This window comes from Paramuribaculum intestinale (assembly GCF_003024925.1).
In the GTDB taxonomy this organism is placed as follows: Bacteria; Bacteroidota; Bacteroidia; order Bacteroidales; family Muribaculaceae; genus Paramuribaculum; species Paramuribaculum intestinale.
The window spans coordinates 1-17,530 of the sequence record NZ_PUED01000036.1 but is presented as its reverse complement, the minus strand read 5'-3'; the positions used below and the strand labels follow the sequence as shown (position 1 = coordinate 17,530).

Sequence of the window (17,530 nt, the reverse complement as noted above, 5' to 3'; positions counted from 1 at the left end):
CTTTATAACAGTTATTAACCGGATGTTTAGCAAAAAAGACCCGTGCGCATAGGGCACGAGCGCTAACACCCAATAAACGACAAAAGAAATGCCAAGATCAGTAAATCATGTAGCTTCAAGAGCTCGCAGAAAGAAAATCTTAAAACTCACCCGCGGTTACTTTGGCTGCCGCCGCAATGTGTGGACCGTTGCCAAGAACACCTGGGAAAAAGGTCTTACCTACGCTTACCGCGACCGTAAGGACAAGAAGGGCAATTTCCGTGCTCTCTGGATCCAGCGTATCAACGCTGCCGCACGCATGGAGGATCTCAGCTACTCGAAGCTCATGGGTCTTATCCATAAGGCCGGAATCGAGATCAACCGCAAGGTGCTTGCCGATCTCGCTCTCAACAATCCCGCCGCATTCAAGGCTATCGTAGAGAAGGTGAAGAACGCCTGAACAGCAGCCTCAAGCCGTATGGCCGGTGAAGATCGGTGAATTACGGTTGTGAATACACTTATAAGGCATGACGCCGCAGTCTGATGATTGCGGCGTCATCTGTTTTATGGTTCTATCGGAGTGATGTGGCGGATCATGGATATGTCGATACGGGTTCCGTTGGATAACCTTACAGTACGTTGCACAGGATCAACCGAGATAATGGAGTCGCTGACGGTCACGATACGGCCTCCGCTTTTGTGACTGTCAGGCTCAAGATATGTGATCGATGCTTTGCGCGAGTGTGAGTCCAATATTGCCGCGAGCGCATTGTCAAGCCATACGCGTTCGTCGTCGGCCAGATCATCAGGATGGTCGGTATATCGGGCTGTTTCCTCCAGCACGTCGCTATGGCCGGGAAGAGCTGCAAAGGGAGCGAACTGCGCGGCTCTCGCTCTCATGGACATTTGCGGATGGACCGGGCTGACGTGGTGTGGCCGGAACAGTATGTCGGCATATGGATGACCATGCAGGGTGTGGACGGTTGGATTGTCTTGTCGGTTGTTATCTTTATTCATGGTGTCCTCCTATCTGGCGGTTGCGAAGCCGCTGTGTGGCACCTTCGGCAAAGTTGAGTCCTTTTAATATGGAGTTTTTTCCGTAGGCTTTTTTTATTTTCAACATAGCTTCCTGAAGCAATCGCTCACGCTTCTGATGCATGATCCCGGCTTCTATATCCGTCGGACTGAACAGCTCGAGCTGAATGGCTTTGTCGCCGGCATTGGATTTCAGTGATTCGTCGGTGATATCGGCTGCTGTGATCGTGATGCGTCTGACAAGCATATCCTTTCTCACTATGCGATCGTAGAGTGTCGCGGCGGCAGTGGAGATTTCCTCGGACGATGATGTAGGATATGCAAACGTTGTGGAGCCGTGGGATGATACAGGCACCGTACGGCCAAATCTGTCACGTTTGACAGGAATGTCGTCAGATTGGTTCTGATATGGCGATGTGGCGTCGTAGCCTATGTGGAGCACGATCTGGCTTGTGACCATCTTCATGGCTACAAGTTTCAGCCCCATGGCATCGGCCATCTCTCTGACCACGATCCGCGCTTTGCCGGTGTCGTAGGGGCAGGTGAGTACCTGACCGCTGCTTATGGATCGGCTTTCGGGTCTGTAGGCCTTAATATGTCGTATTTCCACCGGTTCCCATCCCCAGGCGTGGTCGATAAGCAGCTCGGCATTGACACCGAACATGTCGTAGAAGAGCTTCTCGTTGGTAAGCGATATGCGGGCTATCTGGCCCATGGTATCGATGCCGTATGGTGCCAGGCGGCGGGCGATGCCGCTGCCTATGCGCCAGAAATCGGTTATGGGTTTATGATCCCAAAGCATTGACCGGTAGGAAAATTCGTCGAGTTCGGCTATTCTGACTCCGTCGGCATCCGGCGCCATCTTCTTGGCTACAATATCCATGGCTATCTTGCACAGATACATGTTGGTTCCTATTCCGGCGGTGGCAGTGACGCCAGTAGCGGCAAGCACCTCCCGGATCATCCGCATGGCGAAATCGTGAGCGGTGAGATTGTATAGGCGCAGGTAGTCGGTGGCATCGATAAACACTTCGTCGATAGAGTAGACGTGCATGTCATCGGGCGACACATGGCGCAGATAGATGCTGTAGATACGGCTGCTGTAGTCGATATAGTGTGCCATCCGCGGCGGCGCTACGATGTAGTCTACGGCGAGACTGGGGTCGGCGTCAAGTCTCGCGGCCGAATATGACCGTCCGCTACATCCGCTGCCCGTACGCTTACGGTTGGTTTCTCTGACCTTCTGTTCCACTTCAAACAGGCGTGGCCGTCCGCCCAGCCCGAGGCGTTTTAGCGATGGTGATACTGCCAGACATATGGTCTTGGATGTGCGACTCGCGTCGGCCACGACAAGATTTGTGTCGAGCGGGTCAAGACCTCGTTCGACGCATTCCACTGATGCGTAAAACGATTTCAGGTCAATAGCTATGTATTGGCGCGCTGACTGATCCATTGTCCGAAGTCAGTCTTTCCATTTTTCTAATGTGAAGAGGAATTCGAGTCCGCCCATCGGGCCGTTGTGTACTGAAATGCTTCCCCCAAGAGCCTCGACGGTGTTTTTGACGATGGGCAGTCCGAGTCCTGTCCCACCGACCTTGCGCGAGCGTCCGGCATCGATCCGGTAGAAACGTTCGAAGAGATGAGGCAGATGCTGCGGATCTACACCGGTGCCGTTGTCGTAGAAACGGAATGTGTAGTAGCGCTCGGATTCGACTATCAGGTCGAGTCCCATTTCGGTTCCGCCGGAGTGGATAGCGGCGTTTTTGATGAGGTTGGAGATCATTCCGGTGAGGAGAGTGGCATTTCCTCTGATCATGCAGTCGAGGGGCAGATTGTAGCTGAACTTCATGTTGCCGTTGATTCCTGATGCAGTCAGGTCGTTTTCGATAGTGAAAACGATGTCGTGGAAGTCGATTTCCTTTACCGGTATATTTCCAGTGCCTTCTTCAAGGCGTGTCATGGTGGATACATCTCCGAGCAGGATGCACAGGCGTTCCACGTTGTCCTGCGCGCGGCTTATGAAGCGTTGCCTTGTGGGTGTGTCCATGTCGGGGTTTGACGCGATGGTGTCGAGGTAGCCTTTGATGACTCCTACAGGCGTTTTCAGCTCGTGGTTGATGTTGTTGGTGAGCTGTCGTTTTATGCGGGCTTTTTCCTCTACTGCATGAAGGGCGATCTTGTGCTCGCGTTCGCTTTTCTTGACAGCGTCGGCTTTGTCGCGGTAGAGCTTGATGATCTTTCGTGATATGTCGCCGAGTTCGTCGTGGGGGAAGTCGGTTTCGTCGACGGTCTCGATGTTGTCGGCGGCTTTGGTGGCGAAGTCGCGCAGTAGTCCGATGTTTTTTGTCAGATATCGTGTGGAGAAGTAGCAGATTCCTCCCATGGCCACGAATATCACAAATATGATCCAGAAGTTGGTATTGGCTCTGATGGCCTCGCCGATGGTCATGGTGTAGGGTACGGTAGTCTGCACGTAGATCTTCCCGTCGTTGCTTTTCAGTGCGGCGGAGTAGAAGAACTGGTCGTCTTCCTGATATTCGTTTGATCCTTCGCCGGTGGCTTCGGCTTCGCGGAATTCGGCGCGTTCGGCGGCTTCCGAGAAGTCCTGTATGATGGGTGTGTCGCCGGCATTGTAGATCAGTCGCCCCTCCTTGTCGTAGACGCATACCGAAATGCCTTCGTACATGGAGTTGGCGAAGTAGTCGTTGATGAAGTTCATGAACGGCCGCATGTCAATGTCGTTTTTATAGGCATTGATGATGCGGCTGTTGATAAACTTCAGTTCCTTGCTGATCTGTTCGGTGCGTATGGCCGATTCATGTTTATACTGCTGATACAGCAGTACGAGCATGCCGGTCCACATCAGTACCAGCATGGGGATGAACAGTCGCCAGCGGTAACTAAACTGTCTCTTTGAAGCCATATCCGAAACCGAGACGGGTCACGATGTTGTCGCCGTAGCTTCCTATCTTTTTGCGCAGACGGGCTATGTTGGTGTCGATGGTACGGTTGGTGACCACGACATCGTTTGACCACACATTGCGTATTATCTCTTCGCGCGAGTGGATGCGGTTGCGGTGGGATATAAGGAATAGCAGTATGTCAAATTCGGTCTTGGTCAGGTTGATCTCCTGGTTGTTGAGATAGCATAGTTTTTCGTTGCGGTCGATACGCAGACCGTTGAATGTGATGTCGGGCTCGTAGATGCTTTTGGGAGCCGACATTGTCCACTGGCGGTGGGACTGGCTGCGACGGAGCACGGCTCTTACGCGGGCAAGCACCTCGCTTATGACAAAAGGTTTGGTGATATAGTCGTCAGCGCCGATATTAAGCCCCATGACGGTGTCGTCTTCTCCGTTGAGAGCCGAGCAGAATATAATGGGGGTGGTTTCGGTGGCTGAGCTGTTGCGGATGCGTTTTGCAAAATCAAATCCGCTGAGCCGTTCCATCATTATGTCGACAATCATCAGAGAATATACCGAGAGGTCAAGCGTGAGCGCTTCTTCGGCACTGTACGCGCAATTGACCTCATATCCTTCTTTTTCAAGGTTGAATTTGAGTATTTCGCAGAGTGATTCTTCGTCGTCTATTACCAGTATTCTGTTGTTCATTGTCGTTTAGGAAATATAGATGATGTGAATGCTTCGTTCTTGCGATGTAAAGTTACTAATTATATAGGCATCGGCGGCGTTAATGTGTGTTAAAACGGCGATATGCGCGAACCACTCTCCTATGGTGGTGTTATGATAGTATAATTACTATATTTGCACTGTGTTTTTTCATGGTATTAGATTTAAGGTTAAAAAAAATGGTTTGTCGGGATGACAAACCATTTTTTTATGTCAGCTTTGTTTGCAAAGCGGCTTGGCGCACACTCACGAGCGGATGTGCGATGGATCAGAGAGTCGAGTACTGCCGTGAGTAGCGCAGCATTTGTTCGGGATACTGTTCGGTGTAGGTGACCGTCACATCGACAGGGTTGCCGGCATCATCACGCACTACTTCGTAACGAGGATTGACAAATCCCTTATAGGGTGCTATCGAGAGGTTGGAGTAGCGGTCGAGGATCTCCTTGTGGAGCTGTGGGTCGACTTTCACTGCGTATTTTTCGACGAGTGTTTCACCCGCCTCGTAGTCACCTTCGCTCTTGATGCGCTGTACTTCTCCGAGCAATTCTCCGAACAGTCGGCGCAGGGCTTCGTAATCGTTGACCGTGAGCACGGTCTTGCCGTTGATCTTGTCGAGTGATGCGACGTTGGCTTCCTTTCCATGATCGAGCACCCATTCGCTTATAAGCTTGCGGTTGCGCATGTGGGCTTCCTCCACGTCCTTGCCCGGTTCGATGCGCATGAGCTGTGTCATGAGGCCGTTGAGCAGATAGTGATAATATTGTGCTTTATAGGCGTCGGGGTTGTCAAGCAGACCGAGTTCCACAAGCTTGGGATCGGCCAGATAATAGAGGGCGAAGAGATCGGCGCGAGCTTCCTCGAGAGTCGAGCCATGGGCTTTCAGGGCGTCGGGATCCACTCCGGGCAACAGTCGGCCAGATGCATGACCCAGACATTCGTGCAGATCGGTGTGCAGATTGTCGGTAATAAAAAGATACTTATCTATGAGCGCTCTTGTGGCGGTGTCGGGCACGAATTCCTCGTTGAAGCCGTTGCCGTGCGATGCGGCGTCGTAGGCCTGTGTGATGTTCTCGATTGTCACCGACTTGGATCCGTGGCTGGCGCGTATCCAGTTGGAGTTGGGCAGGTTGATGCCTATGGGTGTAGCCGGATATGAGTCGCCGGCGAGTATGGCGGCAGTGATCACTTTGGCAGTCACTCCCTGCACTTTGTCTTTGCGGAAGCGGGGATCGACAGGCGAGTGATCCTCAAACCACTGGGCATCGGAGCTGATGGCTTCGGTGCGATGTGAGGCTTCGAGATTCTTGAAGTTGACAATCGATTCCCATGAACCGGTCATGCCGAGAGGGTCATCGTAGCTTTCGATGAATCCGTTGATGAAGTCGACACGCGAATCGGTATCGCCCACCCATAGTATGGAGTACTCGTCAAAGTCTTTGAGGTCGCCCGAGCGATAGTAGGCTATCAGCTTGTCTATGACCGATGCCTGAACGGGGTTTTCGGCATATTGACGGGCTTTTTCGAGCTGATCGACGATCCGTGATATAGCTTCGGAATAGACTCCTCCGATCTTGTAGGTCTGCTCCACGATTTTACCGTCGGAGTCCTTTACCACGCGTGTGTTGAGTCCGTGCATTACCGGTGTCAGGTCGGTCGAATCCTTGCGGGAGGCGTAGTATTGCTCCACTTCGGCCTGTGTCACTCCGTCGTAGAGATTTACGGCTGAGGTGAGTATCAGATCCTCCCCGGCCACCTGATTGACTTTTTTAGGCATGAACGCCGGATCGAATATGTAGCGGAGCAGCTGATCCTTGTCGGCTGGTCGTTTGTCGTCAGGCAGCGCGGCGATCTGTTTTTCCATGAAGTCGCGGCTGAAAGCGGGCACGAACTTGTCCATGGAGTAATGATGGTGGTTGCCGTTGGCAAACCATACCTGTTTGAGATATGTTTCAAACGCCTTGTAATCGTCCGAATTGCGGTCGCCGTCATAGTTGCTGTAAATGTTTTCGAGCAGGTGGCGGAGCGAGAGATTGTATCGGTTGTTCTGATCCCACAGTATATCGCGTCCGGCGAGTGCGGCTTCGGTCAGATGATAAACGAGCATTTTCTGGCGAAGCGACAGTGATTCGAAGTCGGGCACTTTGTAGCGGAGCACCTGAATGTCGGCAAAACGGTCGACTACATAATCGAAGTCGTCGGCCATGGCCGGAGATGCGAGCGATGAAGCGGCTATGGCTATTGCCAGTGTGGCGGTTTTTATTTTTTCCATAATTGTAAGATTTGACATTGATGGGGTTATTCGACGTAAAGTATCAGTCCTTTGAGGTATTCGCCTTCGGGATGATATATATTGACAGGATGGTCGGCGGGCTGTGTGAGCTGATGCAGTATTCTCACTTTACGCCGGCTCTCGGCTGCAGCCGAGAATACCGCGAGCCTGAACTGTTCGCGGGTGATGGCCTGTGAGCACGAAAATGTGAACAGTATGCCTCCCAGGGCGATTTTGGCGAATGCCTTGGCGTTGATCCTCTGATAGCCGCGCAAAGCATTGCGTATGGCGCTGCGGTGTTTGGCGAAAGCCGGCGGATCAAGCACTATCAGATCGTAGGCTCCATGCGGCATATCGGTAAGAAATTTGAATGCATCTTCGGCGTGCGAGCGGTGGCGTGTGTCATCGGGAAAGTTGAGATGTATGTTGGCATCGGTCAGTGTGACCGCTTTGGCCGAACTGTCGACAGAGTCGACGCTCAAGGCTCCGCCGCGCATGGCGTAGACCGAAAATCCGCCGGTGTAGCAGAACATGTTTAGCACACGGCGTCCGGCGCTATATCTTTCAAGCAGCGCACGATTGTCGCGCTGATCCACGAAAAATCCGGTTTTCTGTCCCTTAAGCCAGTCGACATGGAATTTCAGTCCGTTTTCTGTCGCTACATTGCCGGCGTAGGCTCCGATGATATAGTCGTTTTGCGGATCAAGGCGGGCTTTGAACGGCAGTGTGGTTTCGGATTTGTAATAGACGTTGGATATACCGGCTTCAGGCAGGCTCACCAAAGCGCGTGCTATGATGTCGCGCGCAAAATGCATGGCAGGAGAGTGGGCCTGCACCACAGCTGTGGGTCCATAGACATCCACTACAAGTCCCGGAAGGAAATCTCCTTCGCCGTGTACGAGTCTGTAGGCATCGGTGTCGGGGCGTATGACGCCTATGGTCTTTCGCATTATCCAGGCCTGTCGGAGCCGTGATGCGTAGAACGGTTCGTCGATAGGTTCGTCGGCCGACGACAGCATTCTGACGGCGATGGATCCGATCTGAAAATGTCCGGTGCCGAGCAGTCGGCCGTCGGATGCAGTCACCGTCACCGTATCGCCCTCTTCGAGGCCGTCGGGCAGTATGTCGATGGCTCCGGAGAATACCCAGGGGTGGAAACGGAGCAGTGATTCCTCTTTGCCTTTGCGCAGAGTTATGTTCTTGTAGCGGGTCATTGTCAAAATTATCGGGTGGGTTTATTTGAATGCACGGAATATGTCGTTGCCGTTGGCGTAGACGAGCAGCAGCAGGAGGAACAGCATTCCGGCGTATTGTGCGTATTCCATGACTTTTTCATTGGGCTTGCGGCGCGAGATGATCTCGTAGAGCAGGAACATCACGTGGCCTCCATCAAGTCCAGGTATGGGAATTATGTTCATGAACGCAAGAGCTACCGAAAGAAATGCCGTTATCTGCCAGAATCCATACCAGTCCCATTTTTCAGGGAACAGGCTGCCGATGGCTCCGAATCCGCCGATGCTCTGCGCACCCTCGGATGTGAACACGTATTTCATGGAGCTGACGTAGTTGGCCATAGTTCCGGTGCCGTTTTCCCATCCTTTGGGGAATGACTGGAACAGACTGAAATGCTGGCGAACGGTGGGGTAAATTTCTGTAATGGGCTTCAGCTGAAAGCCGAGTTTGCCACCTTCGGTCGGTGTGGCTTCAACAGTCATGGTCTGTCCGTCGCGCATCAGCGTGATCTGTGCCTTGCGGCCGGCTTTGGCGAGAAGCGCCGGAACAAGTTCGGTAAAGGCCGGAGTAGCGGTGGAGTCAACGGCGATGATACGGTCGCCCTCCCTGATGCCTGCTTCGGCGGCGGGGCCACCGGGTTGCAGTCGGCCGACAAATGCCGGCACACGGAACGACATGAATCCTCCGCGTTCGTTGATCTTCAGAATGAAGTTTTCGGGTATGGCGATGCTTACTGTGTCGCGATGGTCGCGGAGCACATCGACTTTCGATGCCGAGGCTATTACGTAGGCGAAGTCACCTGTGGATGAGTCGATCTCTTTGCCGTCGGCTTTAAGAGGGATGTCGCCGTTGCGGAACCCGATAGTCCGGGCTTCCTCTACGAAGTCCATGCCTTCATAGGCTTCCTGCAGAGGTATGTAGGCTGATCCCCAGTGCCATGCTATGCCGGCATATATGATGATGGCCAGAATGAAATTGAACATTACGCCGCCAAGCATCACAAGCAGACGCTGCCATGCCGGTTTAGCCCGGAATTCCCATGGTTTTTCGGGTTGTGCCATCTGTTCTTTGTCCATCGATTCGTCGATCATTCCGGCGATCTTCACATAACCTCCGAGCGGCAGCCATCCGATGCCATACTCAGTGTCGCGCCAGGAGGGCTTTTCATTGGCTTGTGCGTCGGTCGCGCGGTCTTTTTGGCGCGGTTTCCACTTCACAAGCGAGAACCACGGATTGAAAAACAGATAGAATTTCTCGACCTTTATGCCGAAAATGCGTGCGAAGATATAGTGGCCGCACTCATGTATGATGACCAGAAAGGCCAGTGCCACAATGAGCTGTGCCGCTTTGATGAGAAATGATTCCATTTTATGTCAGAGTATAGTATGTGACTTAGAGTGTTTTTATTATTTCGTCGGCTTTGGCTCTCGCCTCGCTGTTGACAGCTACGTAGTCATCGTAGCCGGGGGCGGGTACAAATGTGGTGGCCATGCGGGTCTGTTCGATGACCTGATAAATGTCGGTAAACCGGATGCGCCCGGCCAGGAATGCCGCTACAGCCACTTCATTGGCTGCATTGATGGCGCAAGCGGCGGTGCCTCCGTGCTCAAGAGCGGTGTAAGCCAGTCCGAGGCAAGGAAATTTCGACATGTCGGGCCGGAAGAATGTCAGCGCAGCATAATCCTCGATTCTGAGCCGTCGTTCGTGGCTGTCGATACGTGTGGCGTCGCCAAGCGCATAACGGATTGGCAGATGCATGTCGGGTATGCCAAGCTGTGCCTTTACTGCGCCGTCGCAGAACTGTACCATGGAGTGGATGATGCTCTGCGGATGTACCACAGGTTCGATACGGTCAGCTTCGAGTCCGAAGAGCCATCGTGCTTCTATGATCTCAAACGCCTTGTTCATCATTGTCGCCGAGTCTATGGTGATCTTGTTGCCCATGCTCCAGTTGGGATGACGAAGGGCGTCGGCCACGGTTACATCGGCGAGCTGCTCTTTGGTGTGGTTGCGGAACGGTCCGCCGGAGGCGGTTATTATCAGACGGTCGACAGTGGCGGGATCTTCTCCCACCAGACACTGGTAGATGGCCGAATGCTCCGAATCCACAGGCAGGATCCGGCTCGCGGATGCTGAGAGCAACCGGTCGATCAGTTCACCTGCCACAACGAGTGTCTCTTTGTTGGCCAATGCGATGTCTTTGCCGGCGCGGATAGCTCTGATGGTAGGTTCGAGTCCGCTGTAGCCTACCGTGGCGGTGACCACAGTGGAGAAGTCGTCACGCTCCATGGCGTCGGCGATGGCCTTCGCTCCTGCAGCGGTGGCTATACCAAGTGGAGAGAGGGCGTCGCGCAGTTCGGCGTACTTGCTTTGGTCGGCAATTATAGCCAGTGCGGGTCGGTGTATGCGAGCCTGTTCGATCAGATCGTTCACGCGCGTGCCGGCAGCGAGCACCGTCACCTTGAACCGGTCGGGGCACTGGCGTGCTATGTCGAGCGTCTGTGTGCCTATCGATCCGGTGGAACCTATTATCGCTATGTTTTTTATTGTCTGTGTCACTTTAAGGTCAATAAGTAACTCTCTAAAATAGTTTTTATATCAGTAACCCGTGGCCTGCTGCGGCGCTTTTTGCGAGTCACTTATTACTGCAAAGTTACGCAAAAACGCCGGATTCTGCAGCAAAGTGACGAAAAACACGGCTGCCAATGATGACTTTGGTGGTTGTATGATGCTGAATTACTGTTGTATCGATTGTTTACTGGCGTGTCTTCAACCTGATGTTTTCTCCGACATATTCGATTGTGTCCGACGATTTCATATCGGTCAGCACTCTTTGGAATGCAGCGTCGATATTTGTGCTGCGACGTGAGAAACCGAGTTTTCTCGACGCCATGAATATCAGGTCGACGGTGTTTATCGCCACCTGTTCGGTCAGCACTTCGGTAGCGACGTTGGCCAGCTCCACATCGGGGATATCCGAAATGTCACGTCCGGAATCGTAACGGTACCATACATACTCATGGCTGTCATCGGGGCTGATCCACAATGCGTCGCTGTTGTCGGTATAGAACCGATCGGTCTGAATCCGGAGATTTCTGACCATTGCCTGCGACATACGCGGAATATTGCGCAGACTGGAGATGCGGCGGCAGAGATAAGTGAAACAGATCGGTTGTTCGATGGATATGATGTTGTGCATCAGCTCAGCATCAGGCATGTTGATCGCCTCGTCAATGCCAGCAAAGTATCTGACATATTTTTTAGCGGCTGATTTCTTTTTTTCGATCTGCTCGGCCGAAATGTCGAATGCGGGCTTGAGAGAAGGAGTAGCGACGGAGCCGGACTGTGTGTTGATTTTCTCAATGATCCGGTCGATCACCCGCTCCCTGTTGTTGAACCAGTCGACACTCCATACCCGCATTATCTTCCAGTCGAGAGCCGTAAGCACGGCGGGCTGCACTATTTCGCGGTCGCGTGTGGTGTGGGTGTCGCGGTATGCCTCTCCGTCGAGCAGTATTCCGAGGTCGTAGACTCCGAGGCTATCGGGGTTGCATACGGCCACGTCGATACGGAACCGTGAACGGCCGACGTCGGTGGCGACGGCATATCCGCGTTTACGGAGTTCGTCCGCTATCTGTCGGGCTATCAGTGTGCGCTGATGTCCGGCACTTGTAAGTATAGTGGATGGCAATGCCTGTGTTTCGGCATATTGCAGGAAGTGTTTCAGTCCTTCCACGCCGCGTGCCTTGGATCGCCGCAGGTCTATGTCGGACGATTTGAGGGTGGAGAATATATACATTTCATGACGGGCACGGCTCACAGCCACATTCAGCCGGCGTTCGCCTCCGGCATTGTTGAGCGGTCCGAAATTCATGGAGATACGTCCCTCCCGGTCGGGTCCGTAGCCGATGGAGAAGAGTATCACGTCGCGCTCGTCGCCCTGAACGTTTTCCAGATTCTTCACAAAGATAGGTTCAGGCATGGATGAGGCCAGTTCCTGCAGCGATCTGTCGCGATCGAAACGTTCCTGCAGAAGATCCTCAATAAGTCCCTGCTGCATCACATTGAAGGCTATGACCCCGATGCTGTATCGGCGCAGGGCCTCATCATCAATACGCCGCACGATCTCGCTGACAATGGACTCAGCCTCGGCTCTGTTGCTTCGCGAGCCACCTTTGTCGTAGCATCCAGTCACCGGCACATAATGCACTTTGGTGGCTCTGTCGTCGACGGAAGGGAATGTGATGAGCGAGCCGTCATAATATTCATTGTTGGAGAAAGCGATCAGGCTTTCATGACGTGAGCGGTAGTGCCATGAAAGCTGCAGAGAGGGCATGTCGAGTGTCCGGCAGTCCTCAAGAATGCTTTCCATATCGTCAATGCCTGCGTCCTCGGCTTCAACAGTGTTGGCAAAATAGCTTGTGGGGGGCATCTGTTTCGGGTCGCCGACCACAATCAGCGCATTGCCGCGCGCGATAGCTCCGACAGCCTCGCTTGTGGGCATCTGCGACGCTTCATCGAATATCACGAGGTCAAATTTGTCGGCCGACAGATCGATATATTGTGCCACGCTCATCGGACTCATGAGCATACATGGACACAGTCGCGGCATCAGTGTGGGCAGCTGGTCGAAAAGGTCGCGCAGCGACTGCCCGCGGCCTCCATTGCTTATGTTGCGGTTGAGAAGCCCGATCTCGCTGCTGCCGGGAGTGTTGTCGGTCATCCGTGGAATTCCGGCTGCAAGCCGGGCATATAGCTCCTTGCGTGTGATGGTCTGGAATTCGTCGGTCAGACGCCGGTAGGAAGCTATTTTTTCGTCGAAGAGCATCCCTTCGAAAGTGGCAAGGGTGTCCGATCCTTTAATTTTCACGTCGGTCTTGTACTTGAAAAGAGCCTTAAGAAATGCGTTCCTGAGGGCGCTGATGTCGCATGAGCGTGTAGCCAATACGTCGACCACGCATCCGAGTCCCATAGTTTTGAGCCGGTCGCCGTATTCCGACCAGTGAAACCAGTCGCGCATCAGTTCCGGGTGGCTCGACCATCGCCCAAGCTGTTCAGACGCTCGGTCGAGAAGCGAAATATCGGGCATTTCATCCTCGGGAATGTCAATGTTGAGGTGGCGGCGGAGTATATGCCTCAGGTCGTCGATCTTCTCATGCTGCCGCCGGTATGCGGTGAGATTTTCGATAAGCTGATCCACTTCGTCGACAGTGATGAATTCGTTGAACTGCCGGAGATAGTTGATGAAACTGCGTTTGGCGAACATACGCGGAATAAACCATTTTGACTTGGCTCTCCGCCATTCGCGGTGGAGTGTGGCAGGATCTTCGCTGAATATGGCCGGCAGATTGTCGCGAAGCAGCCGTTCGCGTAATGCTTTTGTGTCGGAAAGGGTGCCGGCCTCCTTACGGAGCGTTGTGATCGTGAGAGCATCGTCGGCCATGCGTCGGGTTGCTTCATTTCTGTCTATGACCATGTCGCGGTCAATACAAAGTCCGTTAAGGGGGTGTTCTGACGGCTGTCCGACAAGTTTAAGTACGGCTTCAAAATCACCTCCCAGCAGATCTTCAATCCCTTTGACTCCTTCTTTCTGCAGCAGCGCATCGAGATTGTCGTCAAAAACGAATCCTTCAAGCGGTTCGCTTCCGATCTCTTCGTATCTGATTATGCAGTCGTAGAGCGACAGCCCGTCGATCGTGTCCGGAGTGTGGAGTGCGTCAATATATGCTATAAGCTCCTTCCGTCGGGCAAAAAGCCTGTCGGCCCGGTCGGTAAATTCTGCCGGTGCAACTATATGGACCACTTTCAGAGCTTTTTCCAATTGCTGCAGCACATGGCGTTTGGTGGATTTATTGGAGTGAAGTTCGAGGCAGAACGGATCAAGACCTATGTCGGCCAGACGTTTCTGCACGACACTCAGCGCCGCCATTTTCTCGGCGACGAACAGCACCCGTTTGCCCTGGTAAAGTGCGTTGGCTATCAGATTGGTGATGGTCTGCGACTTACCGGTTCCGGGAGGTCCGTAGAGTATGAACGAATTGCCATTGCTCCCTTCAATGACGGCCGCGATCTGTGAGGAATCGGCCGATACGGGGAGCACCAGATCTGTCGGTGGGACACTTTGGTCGATATTTTTAAGATCCGTCGCTGCGGGCGTGGGAGTCCAAGTCAGTCGGTTGGCAAGCAGGCTATTGATGATGTCATTCTGCGCAAGCTGCTCGCGATGGGTATGGATGTCGTTCCACATCAGGAACTTGCTGAACGAGAAATTTCCGAGCAGGCATTCTTCTTCCACATCCCATCCTTTCTGCTCTTTAAGCGCGTCACGTATGATGGCGAATATCATCCTTACATCGACGCCGCTATTGTCGGCAGGCAATGTGTGCAGACCGTCGATGGTTATGTCGTAGTTCTGACGCAGAAATTCCATCAATGTGATATTGAGCGAAATGTCTTCTTCGCGTGTGCGAATATAATAATTGCTCTTTTTGTAGACCATCTCTACCGGGAGCAACAGCAAGGGCGCATAGCGCGGAATCGTGGACTTGGGTGTTTCAAACCACCGCAGCGCTCCGATAGCGAGATACAGCGGATTGGCACCGGTCTCTTCTATTGTATTGCGTGCTGTACGATAGATATGCTTGAGAATGCTTACAGTTTCCGCTTCGGCTAGGAAAGTGTGGAGCAGATGATGGTGCTCGATGTCATCATGAATAAGATCATGAAGCGGTTCGAACAGTTTCGATCTGACAAATCCGTAGTCGGCCGGCGGCATGGGTAATTCAGTGTCAGGTTTCGACTTGATACAGTATTCCTTTCCATCGTGAAGATGATCCTCTATTCTGTCGATATCGAAAGAGATCAATTGTATAGACCGTCGGCGGAATGACAGATTGAGAAGAGTGTTGCGCAGCGAGAAGTCAAGAAGCTTGCGTTCCCACATATCGAATTTAGTCAGTTCTTTGCCGGTGTTGGCAAGCCGGCTCAGATCAAACCGGTCATGCTCCTTTACATCAAGCAGACATGAGTCATGCTCTACACCGGTGTTGTCGAAGCTCCATGCACCGTTGTTCTCTATTCTGGATGGGAGTGGCAATATCCGTTCGAGGCGGCTTCTCTTGATATCAACAAACAGCTCAAACATGTTGTATTGTGCGAGGTTGGCGTCGGCCATCTTGACAGCCTGCCCGAATGAAGCGTTTTCATGTAAGGCATGTGTGCATTCAATCACAAGCATCTCGTCGATGCCACACGAACATTTTTTTTCTATATATGACGGATCGTCGCATACGCTGCACGGGTAACAGTCGTTGACAAGCCATACGCCGAGATATGCATGGCCTTTTTGAAATATGATCACGCAATTGATGCCTATGGCTTCCAGTACAGTGGCCATAAGCAGTGTCAATTCTATGCAGTTGGCGATTTTAGTGGCCACGACTTGATCCGGCATTGTGATGCGTTGTCCGACAGCCTCATAGCTGGCAGGCACTCCGCGATAGACTATGCCGAGTCCATGTATGGCGGCGAATACTGCTGCCACCTGCTGACGCACGTCGTTACAATCGCCGGTCTGATATTCATTGAGCGATGATGACCCGGTGAGTCGTTTCAGCATTTCGGCGCTTTTCAGCACGATGCTGTTGATGGCCGGGTGATTTGGTGTTATGAATGAGGCGATCGTCTGCGGAAGCGTTCTTATTCCGGTCCAGTGATCGTAGGGCATAAGTTCGATGACGTGTTTTCCTTCGCAGATGACAGCTCCGCGGCTTGTAACAGTCAGAGTGAACTCTGTCACGACTCGTTCAGTGATTGAAGCAAGCTCGGACGCTTCGGGAATAATGCTGAATGTGCCTATCCTGACGGTTTCCCCGGGGTTGATCCCGGCTATGGTTTCGCTGTCATAGCGTGATATGAATTCTCCGGTGCATGACACTGTGATTCCGTCGACCGGTCGCTCCGATATATTGGTCAGCTCTATAGCGTGGCATACGGGGATATGGTTGTGAAACAGCGCATAATTGGCTGTCTGAAGATAGTCGACGCTGATCTGAAGTGGGTTCATTGGGATATATGCTTGAATCTGATGTTTATAAAAAAAGCCAGGACCGGTTCTGCAATAATGCGATATATAGTAGTGGCAGGACCAAACTCAGCAAATTCTTATATATGCAAATTTACACGTTTTTTTTGAAAACTATGCTTCGGACAATCGAAAATGTGGCAGCAATCAGATGGAGCAGAAAAAAGATATGAAAAAAGGAGTGGATATGTCGATCAGCACTCCGTGTATGATCGCCGAGGGAATATAGGATGGGCCACACCATCGGCGTATGGCCGGAAGACATACGTCGACCGATGTCACTCCCGCGGAAGAAATGACGGCCTCCGGACCTAACCATCTCCGGATCAAGGGGGCGCCGACAAGCGTTGTCAGTTCGCGGAAAATGTTGGCGAGCAGAGCCACAGTGCCGAGCTGGGTGGCTATGGCGACGCCGAGAGAGGGTTCTTTGAGTTGGGATACGAGTATGGAAGATAGCGAATAATATCCGCAGGCACTGTTGACGGCCAGACATTCAGCCATATTCCAACGGCTTATGAAAAACGAACCGACAGCGGTGAAAATCAGTGTGCCGCACATTGTGGCGACCGGCAAAAGCACGTCGGTCATACGCAGCGAACGGAGCATGCGTCCCAGGTCGGGATTGGTTCCGATGCCAAGTCCTACCTGAAACATCAGAAAATACAATAGCCAAATCGACAAGCTATGGAATCCATCGATGACACCGGTCAAGCTCCCTGTGATCCATCCGGCAATAAAGCACAGAAGCACTATAATACTACCCTTCATGACTATTATATGGATATAAATAGGCGGATCAACGACCTTTGCGTAATGATTTTTTCAGGATGAATACAGCCGTGAAGCTGCCGGCCAGTCCGAGTGCTGTCAGCGTCACGGCATCGGCCATAACTCCCGCCAGATCGTTGTTGACGGCAGGAGCCGCTCCGACTGTAAATCCGAGCACAAATACCAATATGCACACTGTCACGGTGACCAGTCCGGCGATTTTCGACGGCCATGCATTACTTCGCCATATCCTGCCGACAAGGATGCCGGCAGCCAGAATGCCGATAATTTCAATCATGATCAGAATGGAGTTTTCGGCAAAATTACGAAAAATCAGTGAAGAAACCGAGGCGCGAGCACAAACAGCCCGAGTGAGATGCCGAAATTCCAGTTGCGTGCCGGATATGAGCAATAATTGGCATATGCGCTCAATGTGGCGAAAGGCAAAGTGAATGCCAGGGCTGATTCGCCGAAAAAGTGTGCTGTGCCAAATCTGCGGCCATAACGCGCTGTGCCATCGGGATTTTCCAGAAT

The 17,530-nt window shown here is 52.5% G+C and carries 13 protein-coding genes; 1 reads left to right on the top strand and 12 read right to left on the bottom strand.

Annotation, left to right across the window (positions count from 1 at the left end; genetic code table 11):
- Positions 1-88 precede the first annotated feature (88 nt).
- Positions 89-439: a 50S ribosomal protein L20 gene (gene rplT / locus C5O24_RS04430; protein ID WP_107035831.1), complete on the top strand. Its 351-nt coding sequence runs from the start codon at positions 89-91 to the stop codon at positions 437-439.
- Between the two features lie 104 nt (positions 440-543).
- Here rplT and C5O24_RS04425 read toward each other — a convergent pair whose 3' ends face one another.
- From C5O24_RS04425 to C5O24_RS13945, 12 genes are all read right to left on the bottom strand, one after another.
- On the bottom strand, positions 544-996 hold the full coding sequence (locus C5O24_RS04425; RefSeq protein WP_107035832.1) for a hypothetical protein: 453 nt from the start codon (positions 994-996) through the stop codon (positions 544-546).
- Complete coding sequence (locus tag C5O24_RS04420) at positions 989-2,467, bottom strand: Y-family DNA polymerase (protein ID WP_107035833.1); 1,479 nt, start codon at positions 2,465-2,467, stop codon at positions 989-991. The genes C5O24_RS04425 and C5O24_RS04420 overlap by 8 nt, the downstream gene beginning before the upstream one ends.
- 9 nt (positions 2,468-2,476) lie before the next feature.
- Entirely contained in the window at positions 2,477-3,937 is a 1,461-nt protein-coding gene (locus tag C5O24_RS04415) for a sensor histidine kinase (protein ID WP_107035834.1), read from the bottom strand.
- Entirely contained in the window at positions 3,915-4,625 is a 711-nt protein-coding gene (gene phoB / locus C5O24_RS04410; protein WP_107035835.1) for a two-component system response regulator PhoB, read from the bottom strand. Before phoB ends, C5O24_RS04415 begins: the two co-directional genes overlap by 23 nt.
- A 286-nt stretch (positions 4,626-4,911) precedes the next feature.
- Positions 4,912-6,912, bottom strand: coding sequence for a dipeptidyl-peptidase 3 family protein (locus C5O24_RS04405; protein WP_107035860.1), 2,001 nt, complete (start codon positions 6,910-6,912; stop codon positions 4,912-4,914).
- Positions 6,913-6,938: 26 nt separating this feature from the next.
- The gene (locus tag C5O24_RS04400; RefSeq protein ID WP_107035836.1) at positions 6,939-8,126 is read right to left on the bottom strand and encodes a class I SAM-dependent rRNA methyltransferase; all 1,188 of its coding nucleotides are present in this window, start codon (positions 8,124-8,126) and stop codon (positions 6,939-6,941) included.
- A gap of 21 nt (positions 8,127-8,147) precedes the next feature.
- On the bottom strand, positions 8,148-9,512 hold the full coding sequence (rseP, locus tag C5O24_RS04395; RefSeq protein ID WP_107035837.1) for an RIP metalloprotease RseP: 1,365 nt from the start codon (positions 9,510-9,512) through the stop codon (positions 8,148-8,150).
- 25 nt (positions 9,513-9,537) lie between these two features.
- On the bottom strand, positions 9,538-10,704 hold the full coding sequence (locus C5O24_RS04390) for a 1-deoxy-D-xylulose-5-phosphate reductoisomerase (protein WP_107681513.1): 1,167 nt from the start codon (positions 10,702-10,704) through the stop codon (positions 9,538-9,540).
- A gap of 196 nt (positions 10,705-10,900) precedes the next feature.
- Complete coding sequence (locus tag C5O24_RS04385; protein WP_107035839.1) at positions 10,901-16,210, bottom strand: DUF4011 domain-containing protein; 5,310 nt, start codon at positions 16,208-16,210, stop codon at positions 10,901-10,903.
- A gap of 165 nt (positions 16,211-16,375) precedes the next feature.
- Entirely contained in the window at positions 16,376-16,996 is a 621-nt protein-coding gene (locus tag C5O24_RS04380) for a LysO family transporter (RefSeq protein ID WP_107035840.1), read from the bottom strand.
- 28 nt (positions 16,997-17,024) lie between these two features.
- Positions 17,025-17,294: a hypothetical protein gene (locus C5O24_RS04375; RefSeq protein WP_107681512.1), complete on the bottom strand. Its 270-nt coding sequence runs from the start codon at positions 17,292-17,294 to the stop codon at positions 17,025-17,027.
- 35 nt (positions 17,295-17,329) lie between these two features.
- A partial coding sequence (locus tag C5O24_RS13945) for a hypothetical protein (protein ID WP_161553801.1) occupies positions 17,330-17,530 on the bottom strand: 201 nt, incomplete at its 5' end.